Genomic DNA, 13,014 nt, shown 5'->3' on the forward strand with positions numbered 1-13,014 from the left:
CCCGGGCGCGGGCCGCCGGGCCCGCGCGGCTAGCGTGCCCGTCATGGTGCGATGGCGTACGGGGACGGTGGCGACGCTGCGACGACAGTGGACCGGGGCGGTGGAGCTGGACGTCGACCTGCCCGACGGCACGCGCATGCGGGCGCTGGCCTATCCCGAACTGGTCGGCACGCCCGAGCCGGGCGACCGGGTGCTGCTCAACGCCGGTGCGCTACTGATGGGGTTGGGCACCGGCGGATACGCCCTGGTGGTGGCCCTGCCCGACCGGCTGCCGCCGGACCCGCCGGACGTCGGCGACACCCGCGACGCCGGGCACCTGGTGAAGGCCCGCTACACGCCGTTGCAGCCGATCCTGCTCGGCGTCGACGAGGAGGCGTCCCCGCACCGCGATGTGCTGGCCGACGCGGACGACCTGGGCGGTCTGCCGGTGGTCACGGCCGACCTGCACTCGGCGTTGCCGGCGATCCTGGCCGGCATCCGGGCCGACGCTCCGCGGGCGCGGGTGGCGTACCTGCTCACCGATGGTGGGGCGTTGCCAGCATGGTTCTCCCGCACGCTCGCCGGGCTGCGCTCCGAACTGGCCGGCACGATCACCGTCGGGCAGGCCTTCGGCGGCGACCTGGAGGCCACGACCCTGCACGGCGGCCTGCTCGCCGCGCGGTACGTACTGGGCGCTGACGTGGCGATCGTGGCCCAGGGCCCCGGCAACCTGGGCACCGGCACCCGGTGGGGCTTCTCCGGCGTCGCCGTCGGCGACGCGGTCAACGCGATCGCCACGCTGGGCGGCCGGCCGGTCGGGTCGCTGCGCATCTCCGACGCCGACCCCCGCCCCCGGCACCGGGGCGTGTCGCACCACAGCCTCACGGCGTACGGCCGGGTGGCGCTGGCCCCGGCGGAGCTGGTGGTGCCCGACGATCTGGATCCGGCGCTGGCCGCCGAGGTGGACAAGTCGCTGGCACCCCTCACGGACCGGCACCGGATCGTGAGGGTGCCCACCACCGGTCTCGACGCCGCGCTGCGCGCCAGCGCCGTGCCCCTGTCCACCATGGGCCGTGGCCTCGACGCCGACCATGCGTACTTCCTGGCCGCAGCCGCCGCCGGCCGCCACGCGCTCACCCTGCTCCCCTAACCCGCCCCACCCCCAGCCCAGCCCCAGCCCCGTGGATCATGGAGTTGTGGTGCCCGGCCTCTGGCGATTTGCGGCCTTCCTCCCCCACCACAACTCCATGATCGACGCGCGGGGGTGGGTGGGGCGGCGGCGAGAGCGGGGCGGGGGCGAGAGCGGGGCGGGGCGGGTCAGGCGAGGAAGATCAGGGCTAGCCAGCCGCCGACGATGAGCACCAGCGCCAGGGCCAGCACCCACGTCGGCACGGTGTATTCACCGCGCCGGTTACGGTCGATCTCGGCGCGGATCTTCTCCCGCCGGCGTTCGACCCAGTTCTGCCGCTCGGTGCCGCGCTCGGAGCGGTCGGAAGGTCCAGAAGTCGTCATGGCGCGCCCAGCCTACCGGGCCGCTGAGCCGACTGGGCCGGTCGGCCCCGGCGGACACCACCGCCGGGGCCGACGCACCCGTCACATGCTGGCGATCAGCCGTTCCACCCGCTCGTCGTACGCCCGGAACGGGTCCTTGCAGAGCACGGTGCGCTGCGCCTGGTCGTTGAGCTTCAGGTGCACCCAGTCGACGGTGAAGTCCCGTCGCTTCTCCTGTGCGTGGCGGATGAACTCGCCGCGCAGCCGGGCCCGGGTGGTCTGCGGAGGAGTCTCCTTGGCCTCGAAGATCTCCGGGTCGGTGGCCACCCGGTCGACCTCGCCCCGGCGCTCCAGCAGCCCGTAGAGGCCGCGACCGCGGCGCACGTCGTGGTAGGCCAAATCCATCTGTGCCACCCGGGGGTGCGACAGCGGCAGGTCGTGCTTGCGCTGGTAGCGCTCGATCAGCCGCAGCTTGCTGACCCAGTCGATCTCCCGGGAGACCGGTTCGAGGTCCCCGGTCTCCACCGCGTGCAGCACCCGGCCCCACAGCTCGACGACCCGCTTGGCGGCCTGGTCGCCGCCGCGGCGCTCGACGAACTCGGTGGCCTTGGCCAGGTATTCCTGCTGGATGTCGAGGGCGCTGACCTCCTTGCCGGAGGCCAGCCGCACCTTGCGCCGGCCGGTGATGTCGTGTGACACCTCCCGGATCGCCCGGATCGGGTTCTCCAGGGACAGGTCGCGCATCACCACCCCGGCCTCGATCATCCGCAGCACGAGGTCGGCGGTGCCGACCTTGAGCAGCGTGGTGACCTCGTTCATGTTGGAGTCACCGACGATGACGTGCAGCCGCCGGTAGCGCTCGGCGTCGGCGTGCGGCTCGTCGCGGGTGTTGATGATCGGACGGCTGCGGGTGGTCGCCGAGGAGACGCCCTCCCAGATGTGCTCGGCCCGCTGCGACAGGCAGTAGACCGCGCCGCGCGGGGTTTGCAGGACCTTGCCGGCCCCGCAGATCAACTGCCGGGTGACCAGGAACGGGATGAGTACGTCGGCGAGCCGGCCGAACTCGCCGTGCCGGGACACCAGGTAGTTCTCGTGGCAGCCGTACGAGTTGCCGGCCGAGTCGGTGTTGTTCTTGAACAGGTAGATCTCACCCGCGATGCCCTCGTCGTGCAGTCGCTTCTCCGCGTCGACGAGCAGGCCCTCCAGGATCCGCTCGCCGGCCCGGTCGTGGGCGACAAGATCGGTCACCGAGTCGCACTCCGGTGTGGCGTACTCCGGATGCGACCCGACGTCCAGGTAGAGCCGGGCCCCATTGCGCAGGAAGACGTTGCTCGACCGACCCCAGGACACCACGCGGCGGAACAGATACCGCGCGACCTCGTCCGGGGACAGCCGCCGCTGCCCGCGATAGGTGCAGGTGACGCCGTACTCGGTCTCGAGGCCGAAGATTCGCCGCTCCATGGTGTGACATTAGCCGCCCGGAGGCCCGGTTCGTCACTGTCAGACCACAGGTCGTGCCCCGAGCGCGGTCACATACCGGTTGAGTGCGACATTCCGTCCGGCCCAATGCTCGCCACCAACCGCCGGCAGTTGTCGAACTCCGGCAACATGCCAACGTCGCGTCGTGCCGGTGTCCAGCCAGGCGGCGCCCCGGCCCAGCACGGTGACGGACAGCTCACCGGTCTCCCGGTACGCCGCACTATCGCCGCCGGCATGTCGCCGGTCGCCGCCGACAACCGGCCCACCGCTTCGCGTACAGTTCTGGGCCCGTGAGGATCCTCGTCACCGGCGGTGCCGGCTTCATCGGTTCGGAGTACGTCCGCATGCTGCTGGGCGTGCCTGGCGGCAGCGCCTCTGGCGTGCCCACGGTCGAGCCCGTCGGGGTGACCGTGCTCGACAAGCTCACCTACTCGGGCAACCTCGCCAACCTCGACCCGGTGCGCGACGACCCTCGGCTGCGCTTCGTGCGGGGCGACATCTGCGACGCGACGGTGGTCGACGAGGTGGTCGCGGGGCACGACGTGATCGTGCACTTCGCCGCCGAATCGCACGTCGACCGGTCGATCGCCGGCGCCGCGCCGTTCGTCACCACCAACGTGCTCGGCACCCAGACGCTGCTGGACGCCGCGCTCCGGCACGGCACCGGTCGCTTCGTGCACGTCTCCACCGACGAGGTCTACGGTTCGATCGACGAGGGCTCGTGGACGGAGACCTGGCCGCTGGCCCCGAACTCCCCGTACTCGGCCTCGAAGGCCGGCTCCGACCTGCTCGCCCTGTCCTACCACCGCACCCACGGCATGGACGTGGTGGTCACCCGCTGCTCCAACAACTACGGGCCGTACCAGTTCCCGGAGAAGGTCATCCCGCTGTTCGTCAGCAATCTGCTCGACGGCGGCACCGTTCCGCTCTACGGCGACGGCGGCAACATCCGGGACTGGCTGCACGTGCACGACCACTGCCGGGGCATCGCGCTGGTCCAGCAGAAGGGCCGCACCGGCGAGGTGTACAACATCGGCGGCAGCACCGAGCTGACGAACAAGGAGCTCACCGGCCTCCTCCTCGACGCCTGCGGCGCCGGCTGGGACCGGGTCGTACCGGTCACCGACCGCAAGGGCCACGACCGCCGCTACTCGCTGGACATCACCAAGATCAATGAAGAGCTGGGGTACGCCCCGAGCATCAATCTCGCCGACGGCCTGGCGCAGACCGTGCAGTGGTACCGCGACAACCGGGCCTGGTGGGAGCCGTTGAAGGCGGCACCGGCCGCATGATCCGGGTGCTCGTCACCGGCGCCGGCGGGATGCTGGGTCGGGACCTGCTCGGCGAGCTGCGCGCCCAGCCGGGCGTGACGGTGACCGCCGCCATCCGCAGCGACCTCGACATGAGCCACCTGGAAGAAGAGACCCGCACCCTGGCAGAACACTCCGCCCTGCTCCGCGCGGAAATCGACCGGCCGGCTCGCTCCCACCAACGTCGCCGCCCCCGGGCTGGGCGTCTTCAACAGGCTGGCCGGGAGCTACTGGGCACTCGCCAAGCCACTGCTCAAGCGCCACTGACCGCCCGCAGCTCGGCGGTGGCCTCGCCGCCCGGATGCGCCCAGCCGCCCGGATGCGCCCAGCCGCCCACGTGCTGGACGTGCCGCGGCGGGCGGCCACGGAACTCCTGCCGCCCGCCGCGTTGGCCGGTGTTACTTGCCGTCCGCCGGCTTGTCCTCCAGGTCGGCGGACCCCGCCGACGTCGTCGGCTTGTGCGACTCCGTCGCCGGCGCTGTCGGCGTGTCCGGGCCGCCTGCCGACTCGGGCTGCTCGGCAGCCGCGACATCGCCGTCCAGCAACGCGGTCAGCGCCGCGCCGGTGATCCGACGGAACGTACGACCAACCCGGTGGCGGTCCAGCACCGCCACCTCCAGCTGGTTGGCGGCGATCGTCCGGGCGGCGCCGCCCTCACCACCAACCGTGCTCAACGCCTGCACCGCTACCCGGGCCGCCTCGGCGAGGGACATGTCCGCCCGGTGCTGCGCCTTCAGCACGCCGGTGATCGCCTCGGCCTGCCCACCCATGGCCATTCGCCCCGGCTCGTCGTTGACCGAGCCGTCGTACGTCAACCGGTACAGCTCGTCTTCGTCGGCAGTGGCACCGACCTCGGCCACGCAGATCTCCACCTCGAACGGCTTCGACTGCTCGGTGAAGATCGCACCGAGCGTCTGCGCGAAGGCGTTGGCCAGGGCCCGGCCGGTGACGTCACGGCGGTCGTAGCTGAGCCCGTTCAGGTCGGCCATGCGCACCCCGGCCCGGCGCAGATTCTCGAACTCGTTGTACCGGCCGACCGCGGCGAAGCCGATCCGGTCGTAGATCTCGCTGACCTTGTGCAGGGCGCTGGAGAGGTTCTCCGCGACGAAGAGCACCCCGCCGGAGTAGCTGAGGACCACCGCGCTGCGACCCCGAGCGATGCCCTTGCGGGCCAACTCGGAGCGGTCGCGCATGATCTGTTCGGGCGAGGCGTAGAACTGCATGGCCACGGCGGCGGTTCTCCTTACGGCGCGGTGCTGACGACTGCTGACTGGTGGGGGTGGACGGGGCTCAACCGCCCGGGTTCTCCATCCGGCCGGCGACCACGCCCTCGGCGATCGCCGCGGTCTCGGCGTCGGTCAGCCGGCGGGTGCCCTCGGCGGTAGCTGTCATCACCACCGGATAGATCCGGCGGGTCAGGTCGGGCCCGCCGGTCGCGGTGTCGTCATCGGCCGCGTCGTAGAGCGCCTCGACCGCGAGCCGGGTCGCGTCATCGACCGACAGACCAGCCCGGAAGCGCTTCTTCAGCGCCGACTTCGCGAAGAGCGAGCCGGAGCCGATCGCGTCGTAGCCGGTCTCCTCGTACGGACCACCGGTCACGTCGAAGCTGAAGATCCGACCGGCCCTCGCCGGGTCGGTGGCAGCCAGGTCGAAGCCGGCGAAGAGCGGCACCACGGCGAGCCCCTGCATGGCCGCGCCCAGGTTGCCCCGGATCATCGAGGCCAGCCGGTTGGCCTTACCGTCGAGCGAGAGCATCGCGCCCTCGATCTTCTCGTAGTGCTCCAACTCCACCTGGAACAGTCGCATCAGCTCGATCCCGATGCCCGCGGTGCCCGCGATGCCGACCAGCGAGTACGCGTCGGCGGGGTGCACCTTCTCGATGTCGCGCTGGGCGATCAGGTTGCCCATGGTCGCCCGTCGGTCGCCGGCCATCACCACGCCCTCCGCGGCCGCGATGGCCACGATGGTGGTCGCGTGTGGTGCCAGGTCGGCGGCCATGCCCGGCGGCAGCGGTCGCCGGCCGGGCAGCATCTCGGGGGCCACCCGGCTCAGAAACGTGGTGAAGGAGGACGTCCCCGCGTTGGTGAACACATCTGGTAGACGCCCGGATGGATCAAAGCCCGCTGCCACGTGGTTCCTCTCAGGTACGTGATCGCCCTGGCCAGCCTCATGGGACTGTCACGGAACTGGCCAAGACCACCGTTGCAGTTGAAGCAGAGTATCCCGCGCGCCCATCCGGTGCGATGATCGTGGTCCAGATGTTGCGGGTCGGCGCCGCCACAGATCGCGCAGACCCCGCCCTGCTCGGCCAGGAGCTCGGGAGACTCCTTCTCCCCCGCCGCCGCAGGTGGTGCTCGCGGAACCCGCCATGCAGACGGAGCTTGCTCTCCTTGCCCATCTTGTGGTGGCAAGGCTTGCAGTATCGGCCGTAACCTCCACGACCGGAGCGGTTCCGCGGAAAGTCGGCAAGGGGCTTGGTGGCACCAGGGTCCGGGCGTCGCCGGTGGCCATCCGGTGCCGCGTCCGGCCGCGTGCCAGGGGCACAGAACTGATCGAGGGGCAGCCACTCGCCGCGGTCGCGGCGGTGGCCGTCTCGATCATCGAAAGGACGAACGTGTCCGGTTTATCCGGGCATGCTCTATTCGCCCCCTTTTTGCACGTATCCCCTCACGAATTCCTCTGCGTTCTCTTCGAGGACGGAGTCAATCTCGTCGAGGAGGTCGTCGACGTCCTCGGTGATCTCGGCGTGCCGCTCAGCCACCTCAGGGTTGGCCTCGGTGGTGACGTCCTCGATTTCCTCGCCCTGACGGGACTTGCCGGACTGCGACTGGCCGCCGCTGTCATGAGTGGCCACTGCTGCCTCCTCCACGATCGTCTGCGATGAACTTACCTCGCGCGGGCGACGAAAAGCCCGCCGCGCGCCGGCCTGCGGCACACGACGGGCATCCGGACACGTGTTCAGCGCCCGGTCAACGTCTCCAGCAGGTCCTTGGCACTGGCGCAGCGGTCGAACAGTGCTCCGACGTGCGCGCGAGTGCCTCGCTCCGGCTCCATCATCGGCACCCGGACCAGCGACTCCCGGCCCACGTCGAAGATCACCGAGTCCCAGCTCGCGGCGACGACCTCGGACGCGTACTGGGCCAGGCAGCGGCCGCGGAAGTAGGCCCGAGTGTCCTCCGGCGGCTCGGTCATCGCGGTGCGGCTCTCCTCGTCGGTGAGCAGCGTCTTCATCGCCCCCCGGGCGACCAGGCGGTGGTAGAGGCCCTTCTCCGGCCGGACGTCGGAATACTGCAGGTCGACCAGTTGGAGCTTGTGCGAGCCCCAGCCGAGCTTCTCCCGCTCCCGGTAGCCCTCGAGCAGCCGCAGCTTGGCCACCCAGTCCAACTCGTCGGCGCAGAGCATCGGATCACGGCCGAGCCGGTCCAGTACGCTCTCCCAACGGTCGAGCACGTCGACGGTCTGCTCGTCGACGTCGGTGCCGTACCGGTCGTCGACAAAGGACCGCACCCGCTCCAGGTACGCCCATTGCAGGTCCAGTGCGGTGAGGCGGCGACCGTCGCGCAGTCTCATGCGGTGCGACAGGCTGGGGTCGTGGCTGACCGCGCGCAGCTCGCTGACCGGGTCAGCGATGCCGAGGTCGGCGCCGAGCGCCTTCTCCTCGATCATGGTGAGGATCAGCGCGGTGGTGCCGACCTTGAGGTACGTGGAGATTTCCGAGAGGTTGGCGTCACCGATGATGACGTGCAGCCGGCGGTACTTGTCGGCGTCGGCGTGCGGCTCGTCGCGGGTGTTGATGATCGGCCGCTTGAGCGTCGTCTCCAGGCCTACCTCGACCTCGAAGAAGTCGGCGCGCTGGGAGATCTGGAAGCCGTTCTGCCCGCCGTCCTGGCCGATGCCGACCCGGCCGGCGCCGCAGACGATCTGGCGGGTGACGAAGAACGGCGTCAGGTACGCCACGATGTCGGCGAACGGTGTCTGCCGGCGCATCAGGTAGTTCTCGTGGGCGCCGTAGCTGGCGCCCTTGTTGTCGGTGTTGTTCTTGTAGAGGTGGATCGGCTGGCTGCCCGGGATCGTGGCGGCCCGGCGGGACGCCTCGGCCATCACCCGCTCGCCGGCCTTGTCCCAGCGCACCACGTCCCTAGGGGTGGTGACCTCCGGGGTGGAGTATTCGGGGTGGGCGTGGTCGACGTAGAGCCGTGCACCGTTGGTGAGTATCACGTTGGCGAGGCCGAGATCCTCGTCGGCCAACGCCTCGGCCGGGTCGTAGGCGGCTCCGGAGTAGGTGAAGCCGCGGGCGTCGCGCAGCGGCGACTCTTCCTCGTAGTCCCAGCGGGCTCGCCCGCCCCGGTTGAGTTCTGGACGTGCGCCATAGGCATTGACCACCTGCGACGAGGTGACCATCGGGTTGGCTCCGGCCTGCCCGGGCACGGAGATGCCGTACTCGATTTCGGTGCCCATGATCCGACGTACCGTCATGCGACCACTCGCTTCGCTCGCCCACGGAGCCGGCGTGCCCGCCGCTCACACCATCGAGACTAGTCTGCGCGGTGGCCTACCGCCCGTCGCTGTCGGTCGGCGCGGCGTGACTACCGGGCTTTGGCGGGTTCGAGTGGCACCACGGTCAGGCCTGCCCGGAGGGACGGGTGCAGCGTACGGATCCCGTCGATGGCCTGCTGGGCGGCCGGGTCGGCCACGATGGGCTACGGCGCGCCGGGCTACGACGCGGGCTCTCCTCGGGCCGGGCGGGCTCACCGACCACAGCGACGTCGCTGTGCCGGGCCGAAAGCAGCAACGCGGCGTCTCGCGGTGGGACGCACGCAGCGGCGGCACCGGACGGGTCCGGTGCCGCCGCTGGCGGTCAGAGGTACTGGCCGGTGTTGCTGGCGGTCTCGATCGCGCGGCCGGCCTCGGCGCCCTTGCCTCCGGAGACGAGCGTGCGGATGTAGACGATCCGCTCGCCCTTCTTGCCGGAGATGCGCGCCCAGTCGTCGGGGTTGGTGGTGTTGGGGAGGTCCTCGTTCTCGCGGAACTCGTCGACGCAGGCGTCGAGCAGGTGCTGCAGGCGCAGTCCCTTGCGGCCGGAGGTGAGGAACTCCTTGATGGCCATCTTCTTGCTCCGGTCGACGATGTTCTGGATCATCGCGCCGGAGTTGAAGTCCTTGAAGTAGAGCACTTCCTTGTCACCGTTGGCGTAGGTGACCTCAAGGAAGCGGTTCTCCTCGGTTTCCGAGTACATCCGCAGCACCACGGCGTCGATCATCGCCGCGACGGTGGCCTGGGGGTCGGTCCCGTGTTCGGCCAGGTCGTCCGGGTGCAGGGGCAGCCCGGCGAGGATGTATTTCGAGAAGATGTCCTTGGCCGCTTCGGCGTCCGGTCGCTCGATCTTGATTTTCACGTCGAGCCGACCGGGACGCAGGATCGCCGGGTCGATCATGTCTTCCCGGTTGGAGGCGCCGATGACGATGACGTTCTCCAGCCCCTCCACGCCGTCGATCTCGCTGAGCAACTGCGGGACGATGGTGTTCTCCACGTCGGAGGAGACACCGGAGCCGCGGGTCCGGAAGATCGAGTCCATCTCGTCGAAGAACACGATCACCGGGGTGCCCTCGCCGGCCTTCTCCCGAGCTCGCTGAAAGATCAGCCGAATGTGCCGCTCGGTCTCGCCGACGTACTTGTTGAGCAGCTCGGGGCCCTTGATGTTGAGGAAGAAGCTGGTGTGCTTCTCCTTGCCCTGCCGTTCGGCGATCTTCTTGGCCAGCGAGTTGGCCACCGCCTTGGCGATGAGCGTCTTGCCGCAGCCGGGCGGGCCGTAGAGCAGGATGCCCTTGGGCGGGCGGAGTTGGTGCTCACGGAACAGGTCCGCGTGCAGGAAGGGCAGCTCCACCGCGTCGCGGATCTGCTCGATCTGCGACTGGAGGCCACCGATGTCGCCGTAGTCGACGTCGGGCACCTCCTCCAGGACCAGCTCCTCGACCTCGCTCTTCGGGATCCGCTCGTACGCGTACGCGGAGCGGGGCTCGATCATGAGCGAGTCGCCGGCCCGGATCGCCGAGCCGATGAGCGTCTCGGCGAGGTGCACGATGCGCTCCTCGTCGGAGTGGGAGACCACGAGCGCCCGGTCACCCGGCCCGCCGTCTGGCCCCTCCAGGATCTCCTTGAGCATCACCACCTCGCCGACCCGCTCGTAGCCGAACGCGTCGACGATGTTGAGTGCGTCGTTGAGCAGGACCTCCTGGCCGCGGCGCAGGTCACCCACGTCCAGCGAGGGCGACACCGAGACCCGTAGCTTGCGGCCGCCGGTGAAGACATCCACCGTGTCATCGTCGTGCTTGGCGAGGAAGACACCGTAGCCACTCGGCGGTTGCGCGAGGCGGTCGATCTCCTCCTTGAGCGTCACGATCTGCGTGCGAGCCTCCTTGAGGGTGCTCACCAGCCGGTCGTTGTTCTCGGTCAGCCGCGCCAACTGTGCCTGGGTGGCCGCCAGCCGCTCTTCGAGCTGCCGGACGTGTCGGGGGCTTTCGGTCAACTTGCGCCGCACCAGGGCGAGTTCCTCCTGCAGGAACGCGACCTGCGTGGAGAGATCGTGGGCTTCCTTCTCCCACCGTGCGGCGCGCGAGTCCGCGTCGTCGCTGCGTGCCACGTCCCACCTCCCCGGGGGGCTTGAACGTTCTGCCCTAACCCTAGCCGCTATGAGGCCGATTCGGTCCCACGCAACACCCTCGTCACCGAACCTTGATCGCCAAGGGTGGCCTGACGGGCCGGTACCGGCGTTCAGGTACCGTCGAAGCGTAGGACGCGAGAACATGGGGGGTGCACCGGTGGCCGAGGTCGCGACCGACCAACTGCAGGTCTGGGTGGACCAGGATCTCTGCACGGGCGATGGGCTCTGCGTGCAGTACGCGCCGGAGGTGTTCGAGTTCGACATCGACGGCCTGGCGTACGTCAAAGGTGCCGACGGTGCGCTGCTGATGGCACCGGGCAGCCGGGTCGACGTGCCCGAGCACCTGCGACTCGAAGTGATCGACTCCGCGAAGGAGTGCCCGGGCGACTGCATCCACGTGGTGCGGGGCGACGGCGTCGAGGTCGCCGGCCCGGACGCCGAGGAGGACTGAACCACCCGCCGGCCGGGCCGCGCGGCCCGGCCGGGCCCGAGAGGGGTACGCCTCAGAGCATCGGACGGCCGACGACCGAGGCGACCAGCCGCGCGAATTCCTCCAGCCGGGCGATCTGCCCGGCCCCGCCGTCGTCGAGGGTCTTGCCGAAGCGCAGCGCGTCGTGTCGTGGCGTGGCGACCATCTCCTCGCTCGGCGGCGCCTCGTCCAACGAGGTGAGCAGCAGGTAGACGTCGATGCTGTCGACCCGGATCTCGCCACTGTCGGAACGGTTGAGCCGCCGCCGGCAGCCGACCTCGGTGACGGTGGAGACCGGCACCACCCGCAGCGATGAGGTCATCGAGCCCGGCGGGCCCTCCTCCGGCGGCACGTCCTCGCCGTGCCAGAGGATCAGCCGGCTGCCGTCGCAGACGACGACCTCCTGCCACACGCCGTTGACCTCGTTGACGAAGCGTTCGAGGGTGAAGCCGAGCACCGACGCGCCGCGCAGCACGCCGCCGAGCGCCTCCAGGGCGACGTCCGGGTCGCGCAGGTAGGCCCGTGCCGCCGATTCCAGATCCTGGTAGGGCGACCAGTCGGGAAAGACCGCGGGGAGGTCACCGCCGCCATAGCCCGGTCGGCTCATGCCAGCGCCTCCCCCTGCTCGGCGGTGCCGACGCCCAGCTCATTGGTCACGGCAGGTCCATCTCCCCCGTACCGTCGGGTTGCGCAGCTGCGGCCTGGGCGGCGGCGGCCTGTCGGGCCGCCTCCGCCTCGCGCAGGTCCTGACGGCGCTGCACGTACGCCTCGGTGCCCTTGCTGGGCTTGCGGCGACGCGGTGGCGCGGTGACCCCGGGGGCCAGCTTGCGCGCGGACACCAGGAACGCGGTGTGCGCGATCATCCGGTGATCCGGCCGGACGGCGAGGCCCTCGGCGTGCCAGTCGCGCACCATGGACTCCCAGGCCCGCGGCTCGGTCCAGCCGCCGCGCTCGCGCAGCGCCTCCACCAGCTCGGAGAGCTGCGGTGTGGTGGCGACGTAGCCGATGAACACCCCGCCGGGCACCAGCGCCCGCTCGACCATGTCGAGGGTCTCCCAGGGGGTCAGCATGTCCAGGATGATCCGGTCGAAGCCGGTCTCCTGGCACTGCGCGACGTCGCCGACGTGCAGGTTCCATGACGGGTGCGGCCCGTTGAAGAACGCCTCGACGTTGCGCTTGGCGATCTGCGCGAAGTCCTCGCGCAGCTCGAACGAGTGCAGCTCCCCCTCCGTGCCGACGGCGCGCAGCAGGGAGCAGCTCAGCGCGCCGGAGCCGGCGCCGGCCTCGAGGACCTTCGCGCCGGGGAAGATGTCGCCCATCGCGACGATCTGCGCCGAGTCCTTCGGGTAGATCACCTGAGCGCCGCGCGGCATGGACAGCACATAGTCCGACAGGAGCGGCCGCAGGGCCAGGAACGCGGTGCCGCCTCCGGAGGTGGTCACCACGCTGCCGTCGGGGAGCCCGATCAGCGCGTCGTGCGCCAGGATGCCGCGGTGGGTGTGGAACTCCTTGCCCGGCTCCAGCGTCACGGTGTGCATCCGCCCCTTGGGGTCGGTCAGCTGGACCCGGTCGCCGGGCCGGAACGGCCCACGGTGCACGGGTGTCAGCGCCGGGGTGGCGGGGTC

The 13,014-nt window shown here is 70.3% G+C and carries 13 protein-coding genes; 3 read left to right on the top strand and 10 right to left on the bottom strand.

Annotation, left to right across the window (positions count from 1 at the left end; translation table 11 throughout):
• Positions 1-43: 43 nt before the first annotated feature.
• Positions 44-1,129, top strand: a complete 1,086-nt coding sequence (locus ABZT18_RS18480) for a DUF3866 family protein (protein WP_354995965.1) — start codon at positions 44-46, stop codon at positions 1,127-1,129.
• A 167-nt stretch (positions 1,130-1,296) separates the two neighbouring features.
• On the opposite strand, the gene ABZT18_RS18485 is transcribed toward ABZT18_RS18480, so the two are convergent.
• Positions 1,297-1,491 (bottom strand): hypothetical protein, encoded by a 195-nt coding sequence (locus tag ABZT18_RS18485; protein WP_210910883.1) that lies wholly within the window; start codon positions 1,489-1,491, stop codon positions 1,297-1,299.
• Between the two features lie 81 nt (positions 1,492-1,572).
• A complete protein-coding gene (gene pafA / locus ABZT18_RS18490) occupies positions 1,573-2,931 on the bottom strand; it encodes a Pup--protein ligase (protein ID WP_354995966.1) in 1,359 nt (452 codons plus the stop codon).
• A gap of 308 nt (positions 2,932-3,239) precedes the next feature.
• Here pafA and rfbB point away from each other — a divergent pair, with 308 nt between their 5' ends.
• Positions 3,240-4,241 carry a dTDP-glucose 4,6-dehydratase gene (rfbB, locus tag ABZT18_RS18495; RefSeq protein WP_354995967.1) on the top strand — a complete coding sequence of 334 codons (1,002 nt, stop codon included), beginning with the start codon at positions 3,240-3,242 and terminating at the stop codon, positions 4,239-4,241.
• A gap of 416 nt (positions 4,242-4,657) precedes the next feature.
• Here the strand turns inward: rfbB and prcA are convergent, their stop codons facing one another.
• The 6 genes from prcA to arc form a co-directional block, all read right to left on the bottom strand.
• A complete protein-coding gene (gene prcA / locus ABZT18_RS18500; protein WP_354995968.1) occupies positions 4,658-5,488 on the bottom strand; it encodes a proteasome subunit alpha in 831 nt (276 codons plus the stop codon).
• A gap of 61 nt (positions 5,489-5,549) precedes the next feature.
• Positions 5,550-6,389 (bottom strand): proteasome subunit beta, encoded by an 840-nt coding sequence (gene prcB, locus ABZT18_RS18505; RefSeq protein WP_354995969.1) that lies wholly within the window; start codon positions 6,387-6,389, stop codon positions 5,550-5,552.
• On the bottom strand, positions 6,308-6,826 hold the full coding sequence (locus tag ABZT18_RS18510; RefSeq protein ID WP_354995970.1) for an endonuclease domain-containing protein: 519 nt from the start codon (positions 6,824-6,826) through the stop codon (positions 6,308-6,310). Before ABZT18_RS18510 ends, prcB begins: the two co-directional genes overlap by 82 nt.
• Before the next feature lie 71 nt (positions 6,827-6,897).
• Entirely contained in the window at positions 6,898-7,113 is a 216-nt protein-coding gene (locus ABZT18_RS18515; protein ID WP_088948111.1) for a ubiquitin-like protein Pup, read from the bottom strand.
• A 104-nt stretch (positions 7,114-7,217) separates the two neighbouring features.
• Entirely contained in the window at positions 7,218-8,735 is a 1,518-nt protein-coding gene (gene dop, locus ABZT18_RS18520; RefSeq protein ID WP_354995971.1) for a depupylase/deamidase Dop, read from the bottom strand.
• A gap of 382 nt (positions 8,736-9,117) precedes the next feature.
• Positions 9,118-10,899 (bottom strand): proteasome ATPase, encoded by a 1,782-nt coding sequence (gene arc / locus ABZT18_RS18525; protein ID WP_354995972.1) that lies wholly within the window; start codon positions 10,897-10,899, stop codon positions 9,118-9,120.
• A 178-nt stretch (positions 10,900-11,077) separates the two neighbouring features.
• On the opposite strand from arc, the gene ABZT18_RS18530 reads away from it, so the two are divergent.
• Positions 11,078-11,371 (top strand): ferredoxin, encoded by a 294-nt coding sequence (locus ABZT18_RS18530; RefSeq protein ID WP_354995973.1) that lies wholly within the window; start codon positions 11,078-11,080, stop codon positions 11,369-11,371.
• A 52-nt stretch (positions 11,372-11,423) separates the two neighbouring features.
• Here the strand turns inward: ABZT18_RS18530 and ABZT18_RS18535 are convergent, their stop codons facing one another.
• Together ABZT18_RS18535 and ABZT18_RS18540 are read right to left on the bottom strand one after the other, a co-directional pair.
• Entirely contained in the window at positions 11,424-11,996 is a 573-nt protein-coding gene (locus ABZT18_RS18535) for a hypothetical protein (RefSeq protein ID WP_354995974.1), read from the bottom strand.
• A gap of 46 nt (positions 11,997-12,042) precedes the next feature.
• Complete coding sequence (locus ABZT18_RS18540) at positions 12,043-12,996, bottom strand: tRNA (adenine-N1)-methyltransferase (RefSeq protein ID WP_354996089.1); 954 nt, start codon at positions 12,994-12,996, stop codon at positions 12,043-12,045.
• Positions 12,997-13,014 lie beyond the last annotated feature (18 nt).

Origin of the sequence: Micromonospora sp. NPDC005291, from assembly GCF_040607415.1 — a bacterium.
Lineage (GTDB): Bacteria > Actinomycetota > Actinomycetes > Mycobacteriales > Micromonosporaceae > Micromonospora.